Origin of the sequence: Lysobacter sp. CFH 32150, assembly GCF_022758295.1 — a bacterium.
Lineage (GTDB): Bacteria > Pseudomonadota > Gammaproteobacteria > Xanthomonadales > Xanthomonadaceae > CFH-32150.
In genome coordinates this window covers 1-23,071 of record NZ_JALDWJ010000013.1, presented here as the reverse complement: position 1 = coordinate 23,071, position 23,071 = coordinate 1, and the positions used below count along the sequence as shown (strand labels likewise).

Genomic DNA, 23,071 nt, shown 5'->3' with positions numbered 1-23,071 from the left:
CACGCAACTGAACGGATGATTTTCCAGCGCCAATGAGCCTGCTTGTACTCGGCATCAATCACCAGACCGCACCGGTCAGCCTGCGCGAACGCGTCGCGTTCGGCGCCGAGGCGCTGCCGCGTGCGCTGGCGTCGTTGCGCGCACTGCCACAGGTGCGTGAGGTGGCGTTGCTGTCGACCTGCAATCGCACCGAGCTGTATGCGCTGAGCGAAGACGAGGGCCAGGCGCTGGCAGATTGGCTGGCCACCCACCCCGCCGATGCCGGCGACCTGCACGCCTACCTGTACAAGCACGAAGACGCTGACGCGGTACGCCACTTGTTCCGCGTTGCCACTGGCCTGGATTCGCTCGTGCTGGGCGAGCCGCAGATCCTCGGCCAGGTCAAGGAAGCCTGGGCCGCGGCGCGCAACGCCGGCACCCTTGGCACCCAACTCGATCGCCTGTTCCAGCACGCCTTCGCCACCGCCAAGCGCGCACGTACCGACACCCGCATCGGCGTGAATCCGGTGTCGGTGGCTTCGACCGCCGTGCGACTGGCGCAGGAATCGTTCGCCCGGCTCGATGATTCGACCGTGCTGCTGATCGGCGCCGGCGAAACCATCGAACTCGCCGCGCGCCACCTCAGCGAAGGCAAGGTCAAGCGCCTCCTGGTCGCCAACCGCACCCTCGCCCATGCGCAGGAACTCGCCAGCCGCCACGGCGGCGTCGCCCTGCCCCTGGCCGAACTCGATCGCCACCTCTCTGAGGCCGACATCGTGCTGTCCGCCACCGCCAGCCGCGAACCGATCCTGCACAAGCCGCAGGTCGCCGCTGCCTTGGCGCAGCGCAAGCACCGGCCGATGCTGCTGCTCGACCTCGCCGTGCCGCGGGACATCGCCGCCGACGTCGCCGAACTCAAAGACGTGTTCCTCTACACCGTCGACGATCTCGAACGCGCGATCGAAGATAACCGTCGCAGCCGTCGCGAGGCCGCAGAAGAAGCCGAGGCGATCGTCGAATTGCAGACCGCTCGCTTCGTCGAGACTTCCCTCGCCGCTACCCGCCACGCCCCGCTCAAGCGTCTGCGTGCACACGGAGAACGCGCACGCGACGAAGCCCTCGCGAAAGCACGGCAGCAACTCGCCAGCGGACGCGATCCGCAGGAAGTATTGAACCTGCTCGCCAACACGTTGACCAACCGCCTGCTGCACGCCCCGACCGCGGCACTGCGCGAAGCCGCGCTCAGCGGCGATGCCGAACTCGCGCGCGCGACCGAAAAATTGTTCCCACCGCTCAGCGGCGAGAGCGAAACAGACGAATGATCCCCAGCCTGCGCCGCAAACTCGAAGCGCTGCTCGAGCGCCGCGAGGAACTCGAACGCCTACTCGCCGACCCCGGCGTGATCGGCGATGCCGAGCGCTTCCGCACGTTCTCGCGCGAGTTCTCGCAACTGGAGCCGCTCGCCGCCGCGTTCGCCGCAGAAGCGCAGGCACGCCGCGACCTCGCCGCGGCCGAAGCGATGCGTTCCGATCCGGAGCTGCGCGAACTGGCCGAGGAGGAAATCGCCGCGGCCACGCAACGCCTTGAGGAACTCGACGTCGAGCTGATGGCGCACCTGGTGCGCAAAGACCCACGCGACGAAGGCAACCTCTACCTCGAAGTCCGCGCCGGCACCGGCGGCGACGAAGCCGCGATCTTCGCTGGCGACCTGTTCCGCATGTACGCGCGCTACGCCGAACGCCAGGGCTGGAAGCTCGAGATCGAATCGGCCAGTCCGGGCGAACACGGCGGCTACAAGGAAGTCGTCGCGCGCATCGAAGGCCGTGGCGCGTATTCCAAGCTGAAATTCGAATCCGGCACCCATCGGGTGCAACGCGTGCCGGAAACCGAATCGCAGGGCCGAATACATACCTCGGCCGCGACCGTGGCGATCATCCCCGAGGACGTCGGCGACATCGCCATCGAGATCAACCCGGCCGACCTGCGCATCGACACCTTCCGTTCCTCCGGCGCCGGCGGCCAGCACGTCAACAAGACCGAATCGGCGATCCGCATTACCCACGTGCCCAGCGGCGTGGTGGTCGAGAACCAGACCGAGCGCTCGCAGCACGCCAACCGCGACAAGGCGATGAAGCGACTGAAGGCGATGCTGGTCGAAGCCGAAACCGCCAAGCGCGAAGCCGCGCAGGCGCAGGACCGCAAGCTGCAGGTCGGCAGCGGCGACCGCAGCCAGCGCATCCGCACCTACAACTATCCGCAGGGCCGGATCACCGACCATCGCGTGGAAGGCCTCACCCTTTACGATCTGCCCAATGTGCTTGAAGGCAGCCTCGACGCCCTGGTCGAGCGATTGACGCGCGAGCACCAGGCCGACGAACTGGCGCGCCTGACAGCTGGCAATTGATCCGTCGGTCAATACGTTTGACGAGCAAGAGACACATATGACTACATCCATCCGCCGCGCCGGACCACAGGATCTCGACGCGCTCGCCGAGTTGTTTGATGCCTATCGTCGTTTCTACGGGCAACCGGCCGACCTGGTGCGGGCACGCGACTGGCTGCGCACGCGCATGCGCTTCGGCGAGTCGGTCGTGCTCATCGCCGAACGCGGCGGCGTGGCCGCCGGCTTCACCCAGCTGTATCCGATGTTTTCCTCGGTCCGCACCGCCCGCACCTGGATTCTCAACGATCTGTTCGTTGCCGATGAGGCGCGTCGCAGCGGCGTTGCCCGTGCGCTGCTCGATGCCGCCGCGCAATACGCGCGCGATGACGGCGCCGCCGGCATCAGCCTCGAAACGACCCGCGACAATACTGCCGCGCGCGCTCTGTATCACGCCGCCGGCTGGCACGCGGACGAAACGCAGTGGTATTCGCTGTCATTGGCGTGATCATTACGCCAGGTTCCGTGCGGCGGGTTAAAACCCGCCCTACACTGCGCGCATGAGCGCCGCCACCGACTTCACTCCGCTGAACCTGTGCGTGCTGACCGTGTCGGACACGCGCACGCTGTCAACTGACACGTCGGGCGATTACCTGGTCGAAGCCTTGACCGCAGCGGGCCATCTCCTCGCCGACCGCGCATTACTGCCTGACGATCGCTACCAGCTGCGCGCGCTGGTCTCGAAATGGATCGCCGACAGCACCATCGATGGCATTCTCGTCACCGGTGGCACCGGCTTTACCGGCCGCGATTCCACGCCGGAAGCGCTGCTGCCGCTGCTCGACAAGGAGATGCCGGGCTTTGGCGAGCTGTTCCGCGCGATCAGCTTCGACGAGATCGGCACCAGCACCCTGCAATCACGTGCATTCGCCGGACTGGCAAACGGCACGTTCCTGTTCGCCCTGCCCGGCTCGACCTCCGCTTGCCGAACCGCGTGGGAAAAGATCATCCATGCCCAACTCGATGCCCGCACCAGGCCCTGCAACCTTGCGAACCTGCGACCACGACTAAAGGAGTAAGCGATGGCACTTGGATCGACGTTGCGCCTGCTCGCCAAGGCCCGCGGCATGAGCGTGGCCGATCTCGCCACCGCCATTCCCCGCGCCGGCGTGGCCACCGTGTCGGCGTGGTTGACCGGCGACAAATTGCCCGGCAAGGACCAGCTCGACGCACTGGCACGCACGCTCGGTGTCCCTGCAGGCGCGTTGCTGGGCGAACTCGCCAGCACGCTCGATCCTGCACGTACGCAAGGCGAGCACGAACTGCTCGCCTCCTATCGTGCGCTGAATACGAAACAGCAAGGCGCGCTGCTCGAAGTCGCGCGCAGCATGGCCCAGGGCACCAGCGCCCCCAGGCCCGCGCGACGCAAGGCGAGAGCATGAGCAAGCTCAAGCGCAAGGAATTCGAACAGCAACTGCAAGCGCTGCAGTTGGAGCTGGTGGAGATGGCACGCTGGCTGCAACACACGGGCAAGCGCGTGGTGGTGCTGTTCGAGGGACGCGACACCGCCGGCAAGGGCGGCGTGATCGATTCGATCCGCGAGCACATGAACCCGCGCCAATGCCGCGTCGTCGCGCTCCCCAAGCCAAACGATCGCGAAGCCACGCAGTGGTACTTCCAGCGCTACGTGCCGCATCTGCCCGCTGCCGGCGAAATCGTGCTGTTCGACCGCAGCTGGTACAACCGCGCGGGCGTCGAGAAAGTCATGGGCTTCGCCACCGACGCGGAGGTTAAAGCCTTCCTCAAGGCAGCGCCCGCATTCGAGAAGCTGCTGGTCGACGACGGCATCCTGCTGTTCAAGTACTGGCTGTGCTGCGACCAGGCGCAACAGGAAGAACGCTTCAGCGAACGCCTCGCCGATCCGCTCAAACGCTGGAAACTCTCGCCCATCGACGTCGAAGCGCGACGCAAGTACGGCGAGTACACCCAGGCACGCGAAGCGATGCTGAAAGCCACCCACACCACCTATGCGCCGTGGACCCTCGTCGACTTCGACGACCAGAAACGCGGCCGCCTGAGTCTGATCCGCAACCTGCTCGACCGCCTCCCCGACACCGAATGCCCGACGCCGGAGCTGGAATTCCCGCCGCTCAAGGGCAAGCCGCAGAAGGAACGTTACGGCGCGTTGAAGCCGATCAAGGCCACCAGCGACCGCTGACGCGTCATTCGCCCTGCGCGCGCCGGTATGGATGGAACAGCTGCAACAACCACGGCTTCTGCGCCAACACCAGGGCCACGCCCATACGATCCTGTGCGGACAGGGCGGCATCACGCGCGAGCAATGCGTCGAATTCGCGGGCCAGTTCGCCCAACCGTTCCTTCAGTTGCTTGATGCCATCGGGGCTGAGGCTGCCGCTGAGCAGCAACAGCGCATCCTGTTCGCCATCGAATGGATCGGCGAAGTAGTCGCTCAACAGGGTGTGGCGAAAGTAGCGTTCCATCGGTCCGTCGGCACGCCAGCGGAAATTACGCGCGGTCAACGGACGGCCACGGTTGCCCGGCATCAGTTCGATGATGCCGAGCCGATCAAGCTTCACCAGCAACGCCGTCCACTGTGCGGTGGTGAAGGCGAAGTGCGCCTGCACCTCTTCCTGGCGCCAACGATTGAGGGTGAGGAACAGCGCCAGCAGCAACGCCGGCTCATCGACCAGCGCCTGTTCCTGCGCCTCGCTGAGGTTCGCCATCACATTGCGTCCGCGTGCAGCTTCGGCAGCAAGTTCGCCGAGGCCGATGTCGAGGATGTCGCAGACCTGTTCCAGCCGCCGCAGGCTCATGGCGCGAAGCGAAAACATGCGTTTCACCGCCGCCTCGCTCAGTCGCAGGCGAATGGCGAGATCGCGATAAGTGAGTCCCTGCGTGCGCAGGGATCGCTTCAGGGCATCGGTTAGCTCCACTGAAATCGCCATAAGTATCAAAATACGATACTAAATTGTCACATTTCCAGCACTTTGTCGATTATTGTTGCAACCCCCGCGATGCTTTGGACACCCTGCCCCAACTTCATAAAAGGCAGGCACATGATCCTCAAGGCCCCCGGTCGATCCCGAGCACGCTGGCTCGTGCTGTTGTCGCTGGCCAGCGCACCCGCATGGGCCGCGGTGCAATCCGATGCCGCCAGCCGCCAGTCCGAGGCGAGCCTCGCGGCCTCGATCGATGTCCCGGCGGCGGTGGCCGCCGCCCTGTCGGAAGGCGGCAAGTTTGTGGTGGCCTCGGTCGCCGCCAGCGGCGAGACGGTCGCGGTGACCGTGTCGGCCGTCGGCGTCGGCGCGTCGTTCGTGGTCTACATCGCGGCCGAAACCGTACGCGAGCTGGGCATCGCCGCCGGTACGGCCATCAGCGTAACCGCAGTGGCTAGCGGCTGGTTGCTCAGTGCGGCCGGCGAAGTGCTGTGCTTCATCGCCAACGAGTCGGCACGCGTGCATGTCCATTCGCGACAGGTCACGCCGTGAGGCGCGCATTAGCAGCCTTCGCACTGCTTGCATGCGCCTGGTTGCCGATGCAGGCACGCGCTGGTGCCAACTGCGAGGCGGCCGCCGTCTCGCCGGCGAAAGTTGCGGCCGCGGCTGAAACCGCGATGCACACCGTGGCGGCACTGGACGACGTCGACGCGCCGGTCGCACTGGTGGCACGCGTCGGTACCGACCTGTCGAAACACGGCCTGGTGTACAGCCATGTCGGTTTCGCCTTGCGCGATCATCCCGACGGCCGCTGGACGGTGTTGCACCTGCTCAACGCCTGCGGCACCGACCGTTCGGCGCTGCACGCACAAGGCCTGGTGAATTTCTTCGCCGACGACCTCGTCAACCAGGATGCGCGCATCGTCTGGTTGCAGCCGGCGCTGGCGCAGCGCCTGGCCTCGCAGCTGCGCGCATTGCCACGCAATGCGCTGCATCAGCCGCATTACAACATCATCGCGCGACCGGGTAGCCGCGACTACCAGAACTCCACTGCCTGGGTGCTGGAAACACTGGCGGCCGCCCTGCCGGAAGCCGGCACCTTGCATGATCGCAGCCGCGCATACGCTTACGCAGAGCACGACGGCTTCCAGCCCGACCGCATCCACATCGCCTATTCCAAACGCATCCTTGGCGGCCTGTTCTCGGCCAATGCCGCTTTCACCGATCACCCGGTCGGGACACGGCTGTCGGGCGACTATCCGGTGATCACGGTGCGCTCGATCCTGCACTACCTGCAGGCACGCGGATACGCGGTGCAACAGCGCGAGTGGCGCAACGGCCGCCTGCAATCACGGCCGGGACCCGGCTGATGCTTTGGCTCATCTTTACGGTGGCGGCTTTCTGTTTCGTGCTTGAACGCGTTAAACCGGGCTGGAAACTCGCGCGCGTCAGGACTTGGCCGATGCGGGTCGTACTGGTCAACCTCGTGCAACTCGGCGTCGTCCTGCTCGCCGGGGTGACATGGGAACGCTGGTTCTCGGCCTGGTCGCTGCTGCATCTATCGCAGCATGCTTCGCCGCTGGTGGGCGGACTCGTCTCGTATTTCATCGCCACGTTCGTGTTCTATTGGTGGCACCGATGGCGGCACGAAGTCCATTGGCTGTGGCTGGGCTTCCATCAGATCCATCACAGCCCGCAACGGATCGAGGTGATCACGTCCTTCTACAAGCATCCAGGGGAAATGATCGTCAACTCTCTGATCGGCAGCATGCTCGTGTACGCCTTGCTCGGTCTTTCCCCGGAAGCTGGCGTGGTCTATACGACCTGCACGGCGCTTGGTGAATTTTTCTATCACACCAACGTGAGGACACCCCGATGGATCGGCTATGTCTTCCAGCGGCCGGAGATGCACCGCATCCATCACCAGCACGCCCGGCACCGCAACAACTATGGCGACATCGTCTGGTGGGACATGCTCTTCGGCACCTATGAAAACCCGCGGGACTTCGTCCACACGTGCGGGTTCGATGAGTCGAAGGAACAGCAGCTGGTGGACATGCTTTTGTATCGAGACGTGCACGACGACGAACCCCGGCACGCGACGGCATCCTGTCGCCGATCGACGTTGAAATGAAACTGAAGGCCACGGACCAGGCGTTTGCGGAAGCAGCGTCCCAAGCGACAGCAGCCGCATTCCACCCCGACGGCTCTGCTTTTACGGCTCCTCAACCCCTGCCTGTCGACCCCCTGGCTGACCGGGACACTCCGGTGAAGGCCAAGCTGTAATCGCCCCTAGTCCTGTTTGGGTTGCCGAACACGTTGAACCCAAATGGGCAGATATTTCTTGGGGTGATTTTCCAGGGAGGGTGATCGTCGATGTCGCCATGCGGCCAGTTGATGGACCAACCGGCGCCGGTGTGGCGCCGTCGGGTGAACTTCACCGTGCCATTTGGCTGGCTGGCGTATGGGACCGGCCCTCTCAGCGCAGCCAGCCGCCGCCTCCAGCCGCCATGGCGGCGGGCCTGAGGGACCAGGCCTGATGAACGACGAAAAGGCCACATTGGTCGAGACCCGGTTCGGCGACCTGCTCGAATCGATGCCCGACGGCATCCTGATGGTCGACCAGAGCGGCCGCATCGTCCACTCCAACTCACAGGCCGAACGGCTCTTCGGGTACCAGAGCGGGGAATTGCGCGGGCGCTCGATCGAGCAGTTGCTTCCCGCCCGCTATCGCGGCGTGCATGCCGACCATCGTTCGGGTTATTTCGAACAGCCCCGCACGCGCACGATGGGCATGGGCCTTGAACTCTATGGCCTGCGCAAGGACGGCAAGGAATTCCCGGTAGAGATCAGCCTGAGCCCGATGCAGAGCGGGGACGATACGCTGGTGGTGAGCGCGATCCGGGACATCAGTGAGCGCAAGAAGGCCGAACAAAAATTCCGCGATCTGCTCGAATCCGCGCCCGACGCGATCGTCATCGTCAATCGGCAAGGCCGGATCGTGCTGGTCAACGCGCAGACCCAGACGGTCTTCGGGTATTCGCGCGACGAGCTCCTCGACCAGCAGGTCGAACTCCTGTTGCCGGAGCGTTACCGCGGCCAGCACCCCGGCCATCGCGACGGATTCTTTTCCGAACCGCGCGCGCGGCCGATGGGCGTCGGGCTGGAGCTTTACGGCCGCCGCAAGAACGGCAGGGAGTTTCCGATCGAGATCAGCCTGAGTCCGTTGCACACGGAAGAAGGCGTCTTCGTTTCCAGCGCCATCCGCGACATCACGGAGCGCAAGAACTTCGAAGCAGAACTGCGCGAAAGTCGCGAACAGTTCCGTGCGGTCGCCGAGACCGCGAGCGATGCCATCGTATCGGCCGACCAGCAAGGCCGGATCACCTACCTCAATGCAGCCGCGGAACGCATGTTCGGTTACCCGTTGGCTGAGGTCGGCGGCGAACTGCTGGAGTTGCTTATGCCGGAGCAATACAAGGCTGCACACAAGGCAGGACTCAGCCGATACCTGACGACCGGGCGATCGCACCTTATCGGCAAGACCATCGAAATCCAGGCACGGAAGAAGGGCGGGACCGTATTTCCCATCGATATCTCCATCGCCACCTGGAGCACCGCACGTGGCGTGTTCTTCACTGCCATCGTGCGCGACATCACAGAGCGCAAGCGTTTCGAGCAGGCACTGCAGGAGAAGAACGTGGAGTTATCCAACGCCAACCTGGCCAAGGATCGTTTTCTTGCGAGCATGAGCCACGAGTTGCGAACGCCGCTCAACGCCATCATCGGCTTTACTGGCACCTTGCTGATGAAACTGCCGGGCCCGCTGAACACCGACCAGGAAAAGCAGCTCAAGACCGTGCAAGGCAGCGCACGCCACCTGCTTGCGTTGATCAACGACCTGCTCGACCTGGCCAAGATCGAAGCAGGCAAGGTGGAGCTGCGGATCGAACCCATCGTCTGCCAGCGCGTGATCGCCGACGTGGTTGCCTCACTTGGACCGCAGGCGGAGGCCAAGGCACTGCCCTTGCTGATGACGATGCCGGAGTCGGACCTGATGCTGCGTACCGACAAGCGCGCGTTGACCCAGATCATCCTCAACCTGACCAGCAACGCGATCAAGTTCACCGATGAAGGCAGCGTGCACCTGCATGTACGCGAACGTCACGCAGACGGGCAGATCTTGACCGAGATCAGCGTCGCGGACACCGGTATCGGCATCGGCGACGAAGACCAGGCGAAGTTGTTCGCGGCCTTTGCACAAGTCGACTCTTCGGCCGGGCGCCGACACGAAGGCACTGGGCTCGGGCTGCACCTGAGCCAGAAACTGGCGGAGCTGCTGGGCGGGGAGATCGTGTTCCATAGCGTGCGTGGCAAGGGCAGTACCTTTACGTTGATACTGAAGGAGTGATGCTCATGGCCGCTCGGATCCTGGCCATCGACGACAATCCGGACAACCTGGAATTGATGCGTTACCTGCTGGAGGCGTTCGGCTATCCCGCACTGACTGCGCGTGACGGCATCAGCGGCGTTGCAATGGCGGAACGCGAGCGCCCGGACCTGGTCCTGTGCGACGTACAGTTGCCCGATATCGACGGTTACGAAGTCGTGCGGCGCATCCGCAGCCTCCCTGAGATTTCGGGACTCATCATCATCGCCGTCACTGCGCTGGCCATGGTCGGCGACCGGGCCAAGGTCCTGGCCGCCGGCTTCAACGGGTATCTATCCAAGCCGATCGATCCAACCACATTCATGCATCAAGTCGAGGCCTACCTGCAGCCTGAGCTGCGCAATGCGTCGAAGAGATCGCAGACCGACACCCACGCAGCACCCGCCGCCGCCAATGCAAATGGCCGCACCATCCTTGCGATCGACAACCTGCCGGCCAATCTCGAACTGATCGAAGGTCTGTTCGGCGTGCTCGGCTACCAGGTCATCACCGCCAGCAACGCCGGGCAGGCCTTGGAACTGGCGCGGAGTTCACTCCCGGACCTGATCCTTTCGGACGTTTGCATGCCCCATGGCAATGGCTACGACCTGATCGATGCGGTCAAGGCTGATCCCAATTTGCGCGAAATACCGTTCGTATTCATTTCCTCGACTTTCACCAATGAGGAGGCCCGCAGGAAAGGATTGGCGCATGGCGCGGAAAAATACCTGTTCCGGCCGATCGAACCGCAACGATTGCTCAAGGAAATCGAAGCATGCTTCCGCAAGCACGGATGAGCACGGCCACGATCCTGATCGTCGACGATCGCGTCGAAAACCGCGATTTCCTGGCTACGCTGCTCGGATACAAAGGGTATCGCCTGCTGGTAGCGCGCGACGGCGCCGAAGCGCTGGAACTGGCGCATGCCGAGCATCCCGACCTGGTGATCACCGACGTACTGATGCCGACCATGGACGGCTACGAGTTCGTGCGCCGCCTGCGCGCCGAACCGGCGACTGCACAGATCGCGGTCGTGTTCTACACCGCGCACTTCCGCGGTCCCGAAGCAGAGGAGTTGGCCGAAGCCTGTGGCGTGCAGAACATCCTCGTCAAACCGTGCGAGCCCGAGCTGATCTTGCGTACGGTCGAGCAGGTGCTGTCCGCAATCACGAAGTCCTTGCCACCTCCCGCAAGCGAGTTCGGCGAACGGCATTTGCGCCTGATCACCGACAAGCTGTCGGAAACTGCCAATGCGCTGAAACTGACCAACGCGCGCCTGACCGCGTTGATCGACATCGACCTGCAACTGGCCTCGGAGCGCGATCCAAGGCGCCTGCTCGAGATGGTCTGTCGGGCCGCGCGTGATTTGATCGGTGCGAAGCACGCGATGCTGGCGATCGGCAAGCGCGACGACGGGGGTGAGGCGGAATTCGTCGCCACCAGCGGCATGGGAGGGGATTCGGTCTACGAGTTGGGCCGGCCATTGCTCAACCACGGCGTGGTCGGCAGTTCGAACATCCAGCGCAAATCCTTGCGCATGCGTAATCCCGATGGCGATCCCGTTGCAGTCGGGCTGCCCGACACGCATCCACCAGTGCACACCCTGTTGGTCGCGCCGATCGTATCGCTTGCCCATGTCTATGGTTGGGTCTGCCTCAGCGACAAGCTAGGTGCGGATGAGTTCAGTGCCGAAGACGAGCGACTGCTTGGCATCCTGGCCGCGCAGGCCGGGCGAATCTATGAGAACGGCAGCCTGTACATGGAGATCAGGCAACACGCCGAGTTGCTTCAGGTCGAGGTGACAGAACGCAAGCGTGCGGTCGAAGAACTGAGCGAGAGCGAGCTGCGATTCCGGCAACTCGCAGAGAACATCAACGAGGCCTTCTTCCTGATCGACCCGCGGAGTGGGCAGCTCCTGTATGTCAGTCCGGCCTTCGAGACGATCTACGGGCGAAGTTGCGCGAGCATCCTCGCCGCGCCCCGGTCATGGCTGGAGCTGGTCCATTCCGACGATCGCGAACGCGCGATGGCGATCTTCGACACGCGGAACGCCAGGAGGCCGTCCGACCACGAGTACCGGATCGTGCGCCCGGACGGCGTGGTGCGCTGGATCCGCATGCGTAGTTTCCCGATCCACAGCGCCGGTCGCCGCATCTACCGCGTCGCCGGCGTCGCTGCGGACATCACCGAAGTCAGGAACCAGCAGGAAAAGATCAAGCGGCTGACTCGCATCAAGGAAGTACGGAGCGGCATCAATTCGGCCGTCGTGCGCATTCGCGACCGCAACGAGTTGCTGGAGGAAGCCTGCCGCGTGGCAGTCGAGGTCGGCCTGTTCAAACTGGCCTGGATCGGATCGATCGACCCGGATACGTCCGACGGCCGCATAGTGGCATGGAGCGGAGGCTCGGAAGCTTATATCGATGAGGTCCGCCTGACCGCGAAACCCGACTCGCCTTACCAGGATCGACCCATCAACCGTGCCGTGCGCGAGCTGCGGCCGATCGTCTGCAACGATCTGCGACTCGATCCCACGGTTGCGCCTGTGAAAGCCGAGTTGATCAGGCGCGGCCACCGCGCCATGGCAGCGTTTCCGCTGGTCGTCCAGGAGCGCGTCCACGTGCTGACACTGTTCGCCGGCGAGATCGATTTCTTCGATCGTGAGGAAATCGAGCTGCTGCAGGAGCTGGTGGGCGATATCGCGTTCGGACTCGAGCACATCGCGAAAGGCGAGAAGCTCGACTACGTTTCCAACTACGATGCGCTGACCGGACTGCCGAACCGGATGCTGTTCAACGAATCGTTGAAGTGGACCATCAGCCAGGCCGTGGAACACCGCTGGACCGTATCGGTCATGCTCGTCGACCTCGATCGGTTCAAGAACATCAACGACACCCTCGGGCACGCGCTCGGCGATGAATTGCTGCTGCAGGTGAGCCAGCGCCTGACCGGCTGGCTGGAGATCCGGGAGACGGTATGGCGGCTAGGCGGCGACGAATTCGCGCTGGTGCTGGTCAGTACCGAGGGCCAGCAGGGCTCCGCCGTGGATGTCGCCAACAGCATCCACGATGCCCTGCACAAACCATTCCTGCTCGACGGTCGCGAAGTCGCCATCACCGCAAGCATCGGCATTTCGGTGTTCCCGACCGATTCCAGCGATCCGGACACGTTGCTCAAATACGCAGACACCGCGATGTACAAGGCCAAGGAGGCGGGACAGGACACGTTCCGGTTCTATCGCGCCGAGATGAATGCTCTCGCGCTGGAACAACTGGAACTGGACAACGCGTTGCGCAAAGCGTTGTCCCAAGGCGAGTTTGAGCTGTATTACCAGCCAAAGGTGCGTACCGACAACGGGCGCTGGAGTGGCGTCGAAGCATTGCTGCGGTGGAACCGGCCCGAGCACGGGCTCGTGCTGCCATCGATCTTCATTCCCATCATCGAGGGTACCCGGCTGGCGGTGCCGGTCAGCGCCTGGGTCATCGACACGGCCTGTCGCCAGATCAGTCAATGGCGCCAGTCAGGGATCGGTCCATTCCGAATGGCGGTGAACGTTTCCGGCAAGTCGTTCGTGCTGGACGCCTTGCCGGACCTGATCGCCTCCGCACTGCAAGAGCACAGCGTCGATCCGTCCCTGCTCGAGATCGAGATCACCGAAAGCTCGCTGATGGTGCCCGTGGACGAGACCGACACCGTGCTGCACAAGCTCAAAGCCCTGGGCATCGGCATTTCTATGGACGATTTCGGCACCGGCTATTCGAACCTGGCCTATCTCAAGCGTTTCCCGATCGATACGTTGAAGATCGACATGAGCTTCATCCGCGACATCACTGTCAAGCCCGACGCCGCGGCCATCGCCATCGCCGTGATCGAGATGGCCCAGAGCCTGAAGCTGAAGGTAGTCGCCGAGGGCGTCGAAACCCGCGCGCAATACGACCTCCTCAGCGCCAACGGCTGCGATGAGATCCAGGGCTTTTACATCTCCAGGCCCTTGCCGGCCGCAGAGCTGGAAACCCTGTACCGCACCACCCAGACCGCGGATGCATTCGGCGCGGTTTGAAAAAAAGCGCTAGGACGGCGAACGCAATCGCGTTCGGCGAAGTCAACCGATGGTGAAGCCCGTGCCGGCTTCGTCCTCGTGCGCATCGAGGCGTTCGAGTTCATCGACGCGCGCCTGCGCTGGACCTAGTCGCAGCCATGCCGCAAGTTCGTCGATCGCCGCTTCATCGCCAACGGCAAGCACTTCGACACGACCGTCGGCGAGGTTATGGGCATGGCCGCGCAACCCGAGCGGCACGGCCTGGTCGCGGGCGGAGGCGCGGAACCACACGCCCTGCACTTTGCCGCTGACGATGAAACGCGCAGCTGCCATCAGCCGATCTTCGGTCCACCTGCCGCTGCGATCGCGCTTTCGATGTCCTTTGCCGTGACCGGGCCAAGGAACTGTTTAGCGACCTTGCCGTCGGGCGCGATCAGATACGTCATCGGCAGGCCGCGTGGCGTGGCGAAGTCCGCAGGCGGGTTGTACACATCGACGACGGCGATCGGATACACCACCGGGTGCTCCTTGAGGAATTCCCGCATCGACGCGGGCTCGATTTCCTCATAGGCCAGGCCCAGTACCTCGATGTGCTCGCGCATCGCGTCGAGAGCGGACAGTTCCGGCATTTCCTTCAGGCACGGCGAACACCAGGTCGCCCAGAAATTCACCACGACCCATTTGCCGCGATGCGCGGCCAGGTCGTACTCCGTGCCATCGATGGTCGCCAGGCGCAGGTCGGGGAGTTCGGGCTTCGGCTTTGCTTCCACCGGTTTCGCTGTAGGCGCCGGGGCGACTGGCGCCTCTGCCTTGGGCGGTTCCGTAGCAGGTTGCTTGCAGCTGGCGAGCGCGAGCACCACGAACAAGACAGGCAACAAACGCATCTTCATCCGCATCACTCCACGTCGGCGTAGATCGAGGATACGCGCCGCTTGAGCAGTTCGCGCAGGGGTAACCGCAATTCGTCGAGCGCGGCGATCGCGGCATGGCCGAGTGCGTCGTCACGGCATGGCAGGTGGGCTTCCGCGACTGGAATCCGCAGCTGGCAGGCTTCGTACAATTCGGCCAGGCTGAGGTGGTCGAGGTCGCGCGCGAGCAGCCATTCGCCCGATTCGGCACGGCTGAGCAGGCCGATTTCGCAGAGTTGCGCCAGCATCTGCTGCACCAGTCCGTCGGTCAGGATCGGTTCGAGCTTCTGGATTTCATCGCTATGCAGGCCCCTGCCCCGTTCGCGCGCCGCACCGAAGCGACCGAGCATGCGCAGCAGGCCGTACAACTCGTAGCCAAGCGGCAAACGCATCGACGCCGGCTGGTATCGGAATGCCGACATCGACGAAGCGAACGAGGCGCCGAGCAGGATCGACACCCAGCCCAGATAGATCCAGACCAGGAAGATCGGCACGAACGCGAGCGTGCCGTAGACCTTGCCGTAGCTGCTGAAGTTGCCGATGAAGATACTGAGGCCCCACTTCACGCCTTCGAACAGCAGCATCGCGAGTAAGGCGCCGGCGAGCGCATGCCGCCACTGGATTGTCCGGTGCGGGACCACTCGGTAGATCGCGGCGAACGCGAGCAGTTCGATGGTCATCGGCGCGAGGTTCAACAGCAGATGTTCCAGCCATTGTCCGGGCTGGGTTTCGAAGATCGCCAAGGCGAAGAAGCGTGTCGACAGCGCCAGGCTGGTCGCGGCGACCAGCGCGCCGAGGGTGAACACGGTCCAGTACACCAGGAAGCGCGCGAACTTCGGCCGTGGTGTCTTCACCCGCCAGATGCGGTTGAACGTGGTCTCGACGCTGTTCAAGGTAATCAGCAGCGATGCTACCAGCGCGACGATGCCGGCCGTGGTCAGTTGCCCAGCGTTCGCTGAAAACTGCTTGAGGTAGGTTTCCACAGCGCGCGCCGAACTCGGCACGAAGTTGGAGAAGATGTAGTCGCTGAGCTGGTCGCTCCAGCGATCGAACACCGGGAACGCCGACAGCACGCCGAACACCACCATCGACAGCGGCACCAGCGCGAACACGGTGGTGTAGGACAGCGCGCCGGCGGACTCGAACAGGCGGTCATCGAGGAAGCGCTTCCACAAAAAGCGGAAGAACGTCCCGGCCCGCGCGCGGTCGCGCATGCGCTCGCTCCAGCGGTAGATCGAATCCAGCGGTTCCATTGGCCGAAGCCTAACGCATGCGCCGTGGGTGCTGCATCGCCTATCCTGCACGCCGAAAAAGGGGTCCGAAAAAGGGGTCAGAGTGAATTTCGCACGTCAGAACCCGCCGTTCGTGCAACGCCTCCATGCGAAACTTCACCCTGACCCCTTTTTCGAGGTGGCGCATGCCCGAAGTATTGATCCTGTACTACAGCCGCGGCGGCTCGGTGGCGAACCTCGCACGCCAGGTTGCGCGCGGCGTCGGTGAAGTCGCCGGCATGAGCGCGCGCCTGCGTACGGTGCCGCCAGTCGCGGCAGTCACCCAGGCCGCAGCGCCACCGGTGCCGGACGAAGGCGCGCCCTATGTCGAGAAGCGCGACCTCGCCGAATGCGCCGGCCTGGTCCTCGGCAGCCCCACGCGCTTCGGCAACATGGCTGCGCCACTCAAGCACTTCATCGACGGCCTCGGCAGCGAATGGGTCAGTGGCACACTGGTGGGCAAGCCGGCTGGCGCGTTCACCTCGACTTCGACCATGCACGGCGGACAGGAAGCGACCTTGTTGGCGATGATGATCCCGCTGTTGCACCACGGCTGTGTGCTCGCTGGCATTCCCTATACCGAACCTGCGCTCAACAGCACCAGAACCGGCGGCACGCCTTACGGCGCCAGCCACGTCGCCGGATTGAAGGACGATCCGCAATTGAGCGACGACGAAGCCGTACTCGCACGCGCGCTCGGCCGTCGCATCGCACAACTCGCAGTGAGGTTGGCATGACGCTCACCACCCGATTGCTGATCCTCGCATTGTCCGCGCTGACAGGCCTGTATGTGTTCTGGTTTGCCAACGACGCCAAACCCATGCCGGCGCTCATGGTGTTCGCAGCGCCACCGGCGCTGCTGGCGCTGGCGACATGGGCCGGATGGCAACGCGCTGCGTTCCTGTCCGCTGTACTGGCGCTGGCATGGTTCAGCCATGGCGTGATGGTGACGTGGACACGGCCACAGGAAAGCCAGCTGGCCTCGATCGAGATCGTGCTGGCGCTGGTGGTCGTGTTCGCAGCGAGCCTGCCGGGATTGCAGGAGCGTTTCCGCAAGAAACGCTGAAGAGCCGCCACTCCCGATGCCTGGCGCGCCCGGGTCGTATAATTGCGCGCTCCCGAACACCGACAGCATCGCGATGGACCAGCTCTGCATCGTCACCACCGGCGGCACGATCGACAAGATCTACTTCGACGACAAGTCGGACTACCAGATCGGCGAGCCGCAGATCGGCAGCATCCTGCGCGAACTCGGGGTCGCCTTCGAGTTCAACGTGATTCCGATCATCCGCAAGGATTCGCTGCACATCACCCAAGCCGACCGCGAACTGATCCGTGCGGCAATCGCGGCGCAACCGGCAAACCACGTGCTGGTCACCCATGGCACCGACACCATGGTCGAGACCGCCAAGGTGCTGGCCAGCCTCACCGACAAGACCATCGTCCTGACCGGAGCACTGAGCCCGGCACGGTTCCGTGGTTCGGATGCCGAGTTCAACGTCGGCTGCGCGGTCGGCGCGGTGCAATCGCTGCCACCGGGCGTGTATATCGCGATGAACGGCCGCATCTGGGATCCGACCAAGGTGCGCAAGAACGTGGCGGCGAATCGGTTCGAGGCCGTTTGATCTAGCGCCCGCCGCAAAAAGACCCCGGTAATGCCGGGGTCTTTTGTTTTGCATCGCGATTGACGCCTAGAACGTGACGCTCCAGCTGTCGATCTTGCCGGTGTCCTGTGCGGCGTTGTCGTTCACGCGCAGCTTCCAGGTGCCGTTCAACGTTTCCGTCGACAGGTTCAGCGTCACCGTCTTGTTGATGTTGTCGGTGCTGCTGCCGGTGCGGTTGTGGATGTTGTAGAGCGAACCGTCCGGCGCCACGAGGTCGACTTTCAGGTCACCGATGTAGGTGTGCACGATCGCGACCGTCACCGAGGCGTTGCTCGGGGCATTGCCGCTGCGGCCGGACACCGTGATCGGGCTGTCCACCGTGGCGTTGTCGCTGATCGTGTAGTCGGTGGTGTTGCTGTAGGTCATCCGCGGCCCGGTGATGGTGTAGCTGCCGGTGAGGCTCATGCCGGAGAACGCGGCGTAACCCTTGACCAGCACGTGCCAAGTGCCGGGTGTCGCCGTGGCAAGGTTGCAGGCCTCCGCGTTCGTGCTGCCTTCGGACTTGCAGTCATAGCTGCTGGTGGTCGGGGCCGTGCCGAACTTGACGTAGAGGTCGGCGTCACCACTCCCGCCGCTGGTGACGAACTTCAGGCTGGTGGAATCGCTGGGGACCTGCATCGTCCAGCGCTGCTCGCTGCCGGTCGCCCCGCTGATGCCGGTAACCGGCACGCCGTTCTGCAGCGTGTTGCCGCCTGGTGGAGCCGTGACAGTGACCGCCCTGGTCACACTATGGCTCGCGCCGCCGTTGTCGGTCACCGTCAACGCCACGTTGTAGGTGCCCGCCGCGGCAAAGGGGTGGCTCGGGTTGGTTGCCGTCGAAGCAGCCGTGCCGTCGCCGAAGTTCCACGAGCGCGTGGCGATGGTGCCGTCGCTGTCGGTGGAGCTGTCGGTGAATGTGGCGGTCAGGTTCGAGGTCGTGAACGTGAAGTTCGCGACCGGCGGCGTGTTGGTGGGATTGCCACCGGCGGTCTTGGCCAGTTCGCCGAGGAAGGCCAGCCCCAGCTTGGCAAACTTGACGCTGTGCTGCGCCGACTCGCCCATGTTCGCCAGGGTGTCATTGGCGGAATGGATGTACGGGAAGTAGCCACCGGCATCGCCGGCTTCGAACATCATCGCCGACGGATAACCTGCACTCGTCCACGAGGCATGGTCGGAGCAGCCGTAACCGCAGGTGTAGGTACCGCGCGTCAGGCCGGTCGGTGCCAGGTAGGTGTCGAACAGGCTGGTCAGGAACGTCTTGAGGTCGGCGTTCGAATAGTCGGTGATCAACTGCATGTCCTCGACCGACCCGGACTTGTAGTTGGTCATGTCCAGCTGCAGCACGCCGACCACGTTCTTGTTGGCCGTCTTGAAGGACTGCGCGATGGCGTTGGAACCCCGCAGTCCGACTTCCTCGGCCGCATAGCCCATGAACTTCACCGTGCGCTTGGGTTGCCAGCCGCTGGCCAGGGCCACGCGGATGACTTCTGTCAGCGTGGCGATGCCGGACGCGTCGTCGTCGGCGCCGGGGGCGACCTGCGTGGTGCTGCCACCCCCGGACGAGTTGATCGAATCCAGGTGCGCGCCGAGCACCACGATCTCGTTCGGGAGTTCCGCGCCCTGGATGGTCAGGATCACCGAGGGCTGGGTCGAACAGGTGCCGCACGAGAACAGCTCGGTGCTGACATCGGTACGCGACCCCGCGAGGCCCTGCCAGGTGGTACGGATCCATTCCGCCGAAGTCTTGCCGGTGGGGCTGGTGTAGTAACGGTTCTGGTAGCCGGAAAGGTGGTTGATGGTGTTGTAGATGTTGGTTTCGCTGGTCAGCGGCAGCCAGGGATTGACCGTCGCCTGGTTGTCGATGGTGTAGGTAACGAGCAACGACCGCTGCGCGATTTCAGCCGAGCGATCCGAGCGGATGAACGCATCGGCTTCGGCACGGCTCTTGAAAGCGAAGTAGCCACCGCAGCGCAGTTCGCGCTGGTGGATGTGTTCGCTCACTTCGCTGAGCTGGTGCGCCTTGATCTCCGAGACCACCAAGGCGGTGCCGACGCTGTCGCGGCGTGCCTCGCCATTGCGGGCGATCGTGCGAATGCCGTCGAAGGTAGTGCGCGAGGTGACGATGTAGACGGGCGCAAACGGATCCCGCTCGAGCTGGAGCGAGGCAAGCTCGGCCCCGGCGTGCGAATGGGAATTTCCTGCCAAAGCTGGTGCGCCGAATACGGCGGCCACCAGCGTGGCAAGAAGGATGCTGTGCAGTTTCATCAGAACACTCCTGGTCCTGGCCGCATGGGATGTCTTCCACGGCGGGACGCGCCGCCATCCATGCTGGCCATCGTTCGTGTGGGATGTGCGCGAGCCATCGAAGTGGCATGCCGCGCCGCGTGGATCTGCATGCGGCAACCCCGGCCGAAACCGGGGTTGCCTTGTTGCAATGGTCGTTACCGATCGCTAACGATCAGAACGTCACGCTCCAACTGTCGATCTTGCCGGTATCCAGATTGGCGTTGTCGTTGACGCGCAGCTTCCAGGTGCCGTTCAACGCTTCCGTCGACAGGTTCAGCGTCACCGTCTTGTTGATGTTGTCGGTGCTGCTGCCGGTGCGGTTGTGGATGTTGTAGAGCGAACCGTCCGGGGCCACGAGGTCGACTTTCAGGTCACCGATGTAGGTATGCACGATCGCGACCGTCACCGAGGCGTTGCTCGGGGCATTGCCGCTGCGACCGGACACCGTAATCGGGCTGTCCACCGTGGCGTTGTCGCTGATCGTGTAGTCGGTGGTGTTGCTGTAGGTCTGCGTACCGCCGCCACCGGTGGTGTAGCTGCCGGTGAGGCTCATACCCGAGAACGTCGAGTAGGCGTGGATCAACACGTAGTAGGTGCCAGCCTGGGCCGTGGCGATGTTGCAGGTCTCGGCATTGGTGCTGCCATACGAGCGGCAGTCATAGCTGCTCGTGGTGGGCGCCGAGCCGAACTTCACGTACAGGTCTGCATCGCCCGTGCCACCACTGGTGATGAACTTCAGGCCCGAAGCACCCGCCGGCACGACCAGCGTATACAACTTGTCGCTGCCTGCCGCGCCGCTGATGCCAGTGACCGGCACCCCGTTGGTCAACGGGGTCGGGGTGCCACCACCACCGCCGCCGCAGCTCACGCCCACCGAAGTGAACGCCGCAGTGACATCGGCCTTGGTGAAGCCCAGGTCGGTCGCTGCCGTTTCCACACCGCAAGCACCCTGGTTGAAGTTGGTGCTCGCAGTCCAGTAGTCGCGGTTGGCGCGGGCGAAGACTTGGAACGCTTCCTTGGTGTCCCAGTTAGCCGTCTTGGCCAACAGGCAGAACGCCTTGTTGTACACGCCGGACGAATGGTGCACGTCCATGCCACTGGTGTAATTGGAGGCATGGTCGATCGACCGGCCGTCCTGGGTTGGATTGCACATATAGCGCAACGCACCGCTGGCCTTGAAGATCTCGGCGCCCACGTTGAAATCGTTGGTGCCGCGCATGAAGAACTCGGCCGCTTCGCCGGCGATGTCGGAATAGGCTTCGTTGATGCCGCCGGACTGACCGGAATAGGTCAGGTTCGACTGCTGCTCGGTGTAACCGTGCGACACCTCGTGCGCGGACACGTCGAGGCTGACCAGTGGATAGAAGGTCGTGGCGCCATCACCGAAGGTCATCGACGAACCGTCCCAGAACGCGTTCTCGTAGTTGTTGCTGTAATGCACGCGCATCGACAGCTGGAAAGTCAGCGGGGGCGCACTCATGTACGCCTGGTACATGTTGAACACGACGGCGCCGAAGTAGTGCGCGTCATTGAGCGGCGAGTACGCGCCGTTGATGGTCTTCACGGTGTTGCGCGGGCAGGTGTACGAAAACGCCGTGCTGCCGCTGGTACCGTGATTGAGATTGACCGTCTTGACGTTGGCGTTGTTCATCGTGCAGGTGCTGCCACTCTGCGTCACGTCGTTGAACCCGAAGTCGGTGCCGTACTCGTACTGGCCGGTCTTCTGGTTGCCGCCGGGGCCGGTGCCGATCAGCGCGTGCTGCAGGTTGTCCCACTGCTTCAACACCGCACCGCTGTTGGCGTCGACGATCACGAACGGACGCGTCGGCGCACCGCCCTTCGCCGCATCGGCGAAATACGACACGACATACGCCAGGTGCGCACGGCCGTTGTCGTCGATGAAGATCATCTGCTCGGACTTCTCGTTCCGGGTGATCAGCGACGTGGCGCGGACGCCCATCCCGGCACGCTTGCCGATCGCCAGGGCCTGGGCCTTGTCCAGCTTGGCCCTCGTCGCCGGCAATTCGCCGGCCAGGCCTTCGACCTTGCGACCGAACAGCGTGCGCACGTTGCCGTTGCCGTCTTCGCTGACGATCACCTGCTCGCCGAACACGGGGATGCCGCGGAAGGTCTGCTGGTAGCGCGTGTTGCGCACGCCGTGGTCGGTATTACGACTCTTGAGCACGAGGCGCGACTCGGGATCGAGTTGCAGCAACTGCTCGTGGCGACTGTGCGCCATGGCGGCAATGCCGCTGCTTGCGACGGCGGACTTGTATTGCGCGTTGAGTTGATTGATGTCCTGGCGATGAAGATCGATGCGATCGGCAGCTGTAGCCGCACCTGCGGCAAGTCCTAGAGCAGTGGCGACAGCGAGTCCTTGCATCCGTAGCGAATGTTCACGATTCACAGATTGTTACCCCCGATAGAGTGTCGAAATGGCCGAAATTGCGGCCTCCTGACTGCGGTCCTGCATCCGCCCCTGTCACCTGCATGTCCTCTCCACCCACGCCAGTGTCACAAGGCGTGATGGAGGCAGATGTCTTCGGATATCGGCACAAGCGGTATGCCCGTGGCGACCGTCGGACGCTAGGACGCGCCTGCTGATACGTCAATGCGCACGAAATCAATTGTTTTGATCGCGTGAAGGAGATGCTGTCGCTACGCAACAGAACGCGACTGGAAATGGCTTCAATGCGTGCTTGAGCCCGCGCTGCAACGCAATAGCGGCGGCGCATGTTTACAGAATTAACTTCTCGCTTGTGCTGCGTCGCAACAGGCGATTGCGAAATATTGATTCGCAAAAAAAGACCCCGGCACATGGCCGGGGTCGTAAAGCGAGCATAAGTCACTACGTGAACATGCTCAATCGAGCATGTTGAGCAATCAGAACGTGACGCTCCAGCTGTTGATGTAACCAACGTCGGCACCGGCGTTGTCCACCGCACGCAGGTTCCAGGTGCCGTTGAGCGGCTCGCTCGACAGATCCTTGGTGTACGTCTCGACGATGTTGTCGGCACTGCCACCGGTGTTGCTGCGCAGGTTGTAGACCGTGCCATCCGGCGCGATCAGGTCCAGCTTCAGGTCGCCGACATACGGATGCACCACGTTGACCGAGATCGACGCGTTCGTCGGTGCATTGCCGGTGCGGCCAGACACCGCGATCGGACTCGAAATGCCGGTCG

The 23,071-nt window shown here is 63.5% G+C and carries 22 protein-coding genes; 15 read left to right on the top strand and 7 right to left on the bottom strand.

Going from position 1 to position 23,071, the window contains the following annotated elements:
• Positions 1 to 32 precede the first annotated feature (32 nt).
• Genes hemA through ppk2 form a run of 6 tightly spaced genes read left to right on the top strand, consistent with a single transcriptional unit; the run spans position 33 to position 4,577 of the window.
• On the top strand, positions 33 to 1,301 hold the full coding sequence (gene hemA, locus MO486_RS16050) for a glutamyl-tRNA reductase (RefSeq protein ID WP_242910549.1): 1,269 nt from the start codon (positions 33 to 35) through the stop codon (positions 1,299 to 1,301).
• The gene (gene prfA, locus MO486_RS16045) at positions 1,298 to 2,383 is read left to right on the top strand and encodes a peptide chain release factor 1 (protein WP_242910540.1); all 1,086 of its coding nucleotides are present in this window, start codon (positions 1,298 to 1,300) and stop codon (positions 2,381 to 2,383) included. The genes hemA and prfA overlap by 4 nt, the downstream gene beginning before the upstream one ends.
• A 37-nt stretch (positions 2,384 to 2,420) precedes the next feature.
• On the top strand, positions 2,421 to 2,867 hold the full coding sequence (locus MO486_RS16040) for a GNAT family N-acetyltransferase (RefSeq protein ID WP_242910518.1): 447 nt from the start codon (positions 2,421 to 2,423) through the stop codon (positions 2,865 to 2,867).
• 52 nt (positions 2,868 to 2,919) lie between these two features.
• Positions 2,920 to 3,438: a molybdenum cofactor biosynthesis protein B gene (gene moaB, locus MO486_RS16035; protein ID WP_242910516.1), complete on the top strand. Its 519-nt coding sequence runs from the start codon at positions 2,920 to 2,922 to the stop codon at positions 3,436 to 3,438.
• Positions 3,439 to 3,441: 3 nt separating this feature from the next.
• The gene (locus MO486_RS16030; protein WP_242910494.1) at positions 3,442 to 3,801 is read left to right on the top strand and encodes a helix-turn-helix domain-containing protein; all 360 of its coding nucleotides are present in this window, start codon (positions 3,442 to 3,444) and stop codon (positions 3,799 to 3,801) included.
• Positions 3,798 to 4,577: a polyphosphate kinase 2 gene (ppk2, locus tag MO486_RS16025; RefSeq protein WP_242910492.1), complete on the top strand. Its 780-nt coding sequence runs from the start codon at positions 3,798 to 3,800 to the stop codon at positions 4,575 to 4,577. The genes MO486_RS16030 and ppk2 overlap by 4 nt, the downstream gene beginning before the upstream one ends.
• A gap of 4 nt (positions 4,578 to 4,581) precedes the next feature.
• Here the strand turns inward: ppk2 and MO486_RS16020 are convergent, their stop codons facing one another.
• The gene (locus tag MO486_RS16020; protein ID WP_242910391.1) at positions 4,582 to 5,313 is read right to left on the bottom strand and encodes a helix-turn-helix transcriptional regulator; all 732 of its coding nucleotides are present in this window, start codon (positions 5,311 to 5,313) and stop codon (positions 4,582 to 4,584) included.
• Between the two features lie 123 nt (positions 5,314 to 5,436).
• Between MO486_RS16020 and MO486_RS16015 the strand changes: the two genes are divergently transcribed.
• The 6 genes from MO486_RS16015 (at position 5,437) to MO486_RS15990 (ending at position 13,802) form a co-directional block, all read left to right on the top strand.
• Positions 5,437 to 5,868 carry a hypothetical protein gene (locus MO486_RS16015; RefSeq protein WP_242910389.1) on the top strand — a complete coding sequence of 144 codons (432 nt, stop codon included), beginning with the start codon at positions 5,437 to 5,439 and terminating at the stop codon, positions 5,866 to 5,868.
• On the top strand, positions 5,865 to 6,686 hold the full coding sequence (locus MO486_RS16010) for a DUF2145 domain-containing protein (RefSeq protein WP_242910375.1): 822 nt from the start codon (positions 5,865 to 5,867) through the stop codon (positions 6,684 to 6,686). The genes MO486_RS16015 and MO486_RS16010 overlap by 4 nt, the downstream gene beginning before the upstream one ends.
• A complete protein-coding gene (locus tag MO486_RS16005) occupies positions 6,686 to 7,450 on the top strand; it encodes a sterol desaturase family protein (RefSeq protein WP_242910366.1) in 765 nt (254 codons plus the stop codon). The genes MO486_RS16010 and MO486_RS16005 overlap by 1 nt, the downstream gene beginning before the upstream one ends.
• A 405-nt stretch (positions 7,451 to 7,855) precedes the next feature.
• Positions 7,856 to 9,727 (top strand): PAS domain S-box protein, encoded by a 1,872-nt coding sequence (locus MO486_RS16000; protein WP_242910364.1) that lies wholly within the window; start codon positions 7,856 to 7,858, stop codon positions 9,725 to 9,727.
• 5 nt (positions 9,728 to 9,732) lie between these two features.
• A complete protein-coding gene (locus MO486_RS15995) occupies positions 9,733 to 10,542 on the top strand; it encodes a response regulator (protein WP_242910351.1) in 810 nt (269 codons plus the stop codon).
• Positions 10,521 to 13,802 (top strand): EAL domain-containing protein, encoded by a 3,282-nt coding sequence (locus MO486_RS15990; RefSeq protein ID WP_242910350.1) that lies wholly within the window; start codon positions 10,521 to 10,523, stop codon positions 13,800 to 13,802. Before MO486_RS15995 ends, MO486_RS15990 begins: the two co-directional genes overlap by 22 nt.
• Before the next feature lie 42 nt (positions 13,803 to 13,844).
• Here the strand turns inward: MO486_RS15990 and MO486_RS15985 are convergent, their stop codons facing one another.
• The 3 genes from MO486_RS15985 to MO486_RS15975 are packed head-to-tail and all read right to left on the bottom strand — an operon-like array spanning position 13,845 to position 15,942.
• Positions 13,845 to 14,114 carry an acylphosphatase gene (locus tag MO486_RS15985; RefSeq protein WP_242910331.1) on the bottom strand — a complete coding sequence of 90 codons (270 nt, stop codon included), beginning with the start codon at positions 14,112 to 14,114 and terminating at the stop codon, positions 13,845 to 13,847.
• Positions 14,114 to 14,671 carry a redoxin domain-containing protein gene (locus MO486_RS15980; protein ID WP_242910329.1) on the bottom strand — a complete coding sequence of 186 codons (558 nt, stop codon included), beginning with the start codon at positions 14,669 to 14,671 and terminating at the stop codon, positions 14,114 to 14,116. Before MO486_RS15980 ends, MO486_RS15985 begins: the two co-directional genes overlap by 1 nt.
• A gap of 5 nt (positions 14,672 to 14,676) precedes the next feature.
• Positions 14,677 to 15,942: a YihY family inner membrane protein gene (locus tag MO486_RS15975; RefSeq protein ID WP_242910302.1), complete on the bottom strand. Its 1,266-nt coding sequence runs from the start codon at positions 15,940 to 15,942 to the stop codon at positions 14,677 to 14,679.
• 164 nt (positions 15,943 to 16,106) lie between these two features.
• On the opposite strand from MO486_RS15975, the gene wrbA reads away from it, so the two are divergent.
• The 3 genes from wrbA (at position 16,107) to MO486_RS15960 (ending at position 17,585) form a co-directional block, all read left to right on the top strand.
• Positions 16,107 to 16,697: an NAD(P)H:quinone oxidoreductase gene (gene wrbA / locus MO486_RS15970; RefSeq protein WP_242910293.1), complete on the top strand. Its 591-nt coding sequence runs from the start codon at positions 16,107 to 16,109 to the stop codon at positions 16,695 to 16,697.
• On the top strand, positions 16,694 to 17,026 hold the full coding sequence (locus MO486_RS15965; RefSeq protein WP_242910291.1) for a DUF2069 domain-containing protein: 333 nt from the start codon (positions 16,694 to 16,696) through the stop codon (positions 17,024 to 17,026). Before wrbA ends, MO486_RS15965 begins: the two co-directional genes overlap by 4 nt.
• Before the next feature lie 73 nt (positions 17,027 to 17,099).
• On the top strand, positions 17,100 to 17,585 hold the full coding sequence (locus MO486_RS15960; RefSeq protein ID WP_242910290.1) for an asparaginase domain-containing protein: 486 nt from the start codon (positions 17,100 to 17,102) through the stop codon (positions 17,583 to 17,585).
• Between the two features lie 66 nt (positions 17,586 to 17,651).
• Here MO486_RS15960 and MO486_RS15955 read toward each other — a convergent pair whose 3' ends face one another.
• The 3 genes from MO486_RS15955 to MO486_RS15945 all read right to left on the bottom strand — a co-directional run.
• Positions 17,652 to 19,868: a M20/M25/M40 family metallo-hydrolase gene (locus tag MO486_RS15955; RefSeq protein ID WP_242910288.1), complete on the bottom strand. Its 2,217-nt coding sequence runs from the start codon at positions 19,866 to 19,868 to the stop codon at positions 17,652 to 17,654.
• 193 nt (positions 19,869 to 20,061) lie between these two features.
• A complete protein-coding gene (locus MO486_RS15950; protein ID WP_242910286.1) occupies positions 20,062 to 22,272 on the bottom strand; it encodes a M4 family metallopeptidase in 2,211 nt (736 codons plus the stop codon).
• A gap of 500 nt (positions 22,273 to 22,772) precedes the next feature.
• Positions 22,773 to 23,071: proprotein convertase P-domain-containing protein (locus MO486_RS15945; protein ID WP_242910276.1), on the bottom strand; the 299-nt coding region annotated here is incomplete at its 5' end.

Coding starts and splice junctions, on each gene's coding strand:
- MO486_RS15975 (WP_242910302.1), bottom strand. CDS start 15,942: ATGGAACCGCTGGATTCGATCTACCGCTGGAGCGAGCGCATGCGCGAC.
- MO486_RS15980 (WP_242910329.1), bottom strand. CDS start 14,671: ATGAAGATGCGTTTGTTGCCTGTCTTGTTCGTGGTGCTCGCGCTCGCC.
- MO486_RS15955 (WP_242910288.1), bottom strand. CDS start 19,868: ATGAAACTGCACAGCATCCTTCTTGCCACGCTGGTGGCCGCCGTATTC.
- moaB (WP_242910516.1), top strand. CDS start 2,920: ATGAGCGCCGCCACCGACTTCACTCCGCTGAACCTGTGCGTGCTGACC.
- MO486_RS15990 (WP_242910350.1), top strand. CDS start 10,521: ATGCTTCCGCAAGCACGGATGAGCACGGCCACGATCCTGATCGTCGAC.
- ppk2 (WP_242910492.1), top strand. CDS start 3,798: ATGAGCAAGCTCAAGCGCAAGGAATTCGAACAGCAACTGCAAGCGCTG.
- MO486_RS16000 (WP_242910364.1), top strand. CDS start 7,856: ATGAACGACGAAAAGGCCACATTGGTCGAGACCCGGTTCGGCGACCTG.
- MO486_RS16005 (WP_242910366.1), top strand. CDS start 6,686: ATGCTTTGGCTCATCTTTACGGTGGCGGCTTTCTGTTTCGTGCTTGAA.
- hemA (WP_242910549.1), top strand. CDS start 33: ATGAGCCTGCTTGTACTCGGCATCAATCACCAGACCGCACCGGTCAGC.
- MO486_RS15995 (WP_242910351.1), top strand. CDS start 9,733: ATGGCCGCTCGGATCCTGGCCATCGACGACAATCCGGACAACCTGGAA.
- MO486_RS16040 (WP_242910518.1), top strand. CDS start 2,421: ATGACTACATCCATCCGCCGCGCCGGACCACAGGATCTCGACGCGCTC.
- wrbA (WP_242910293.1), top strand. CDS start 16,107: ATGCCCGAAGTATTGATCCTGTACTACAGCCGCGGCGGCTCGGTGGCG.
- MO486_RS15960 (WP_242910290.1), top strand. CDS start 17,100: ATGGACCAGCTCTGCATCGTCACCACCGGCGGCACGATCGACAAGATC.
- MO486_RS16015 (WP_242910389.1), top strand. CDS start 5,437: ATGATCCTCAAGGCCCCCGGTCGATCCCGAGCACGCTGGCTCGTGCTG.
- prfA (WP_242910540.1), top strand. CDS start 1,298: ATGATCCCCAGCCTGCGCCGCAAACTCGAAGCGCTGCTCGAGCGCCGC.
- MO486_RS15985 (WP_242910331.1), bottom strand. CDS start 14,114: ATGGCAGCTGCGCGTTTCATCGTCAGCGGCAAAGTGCAGGGCGTGTGG.
- MO486_RS15965 (WP_242910291.1), top strand. CDS start 16,694: ATGACGCTCACCACCCGATTGCTGATCCTCGCATTGTCCGCGCTGACA.
- MO486_RS15950 (WP_242910286.1), bottom strand. CDS start 22,272: ATGCAAGGACTCGCTGTCGCCACTGCTCTAGGACTTGCCGCAGGTGCG.
- MO486_RS16030 (WP_242910494.1), top strand. CDS start 3,442: ATGGCACTTGGATCGACGTTGCGCCTGCTCGCCAAGGCCCGCGGCATG.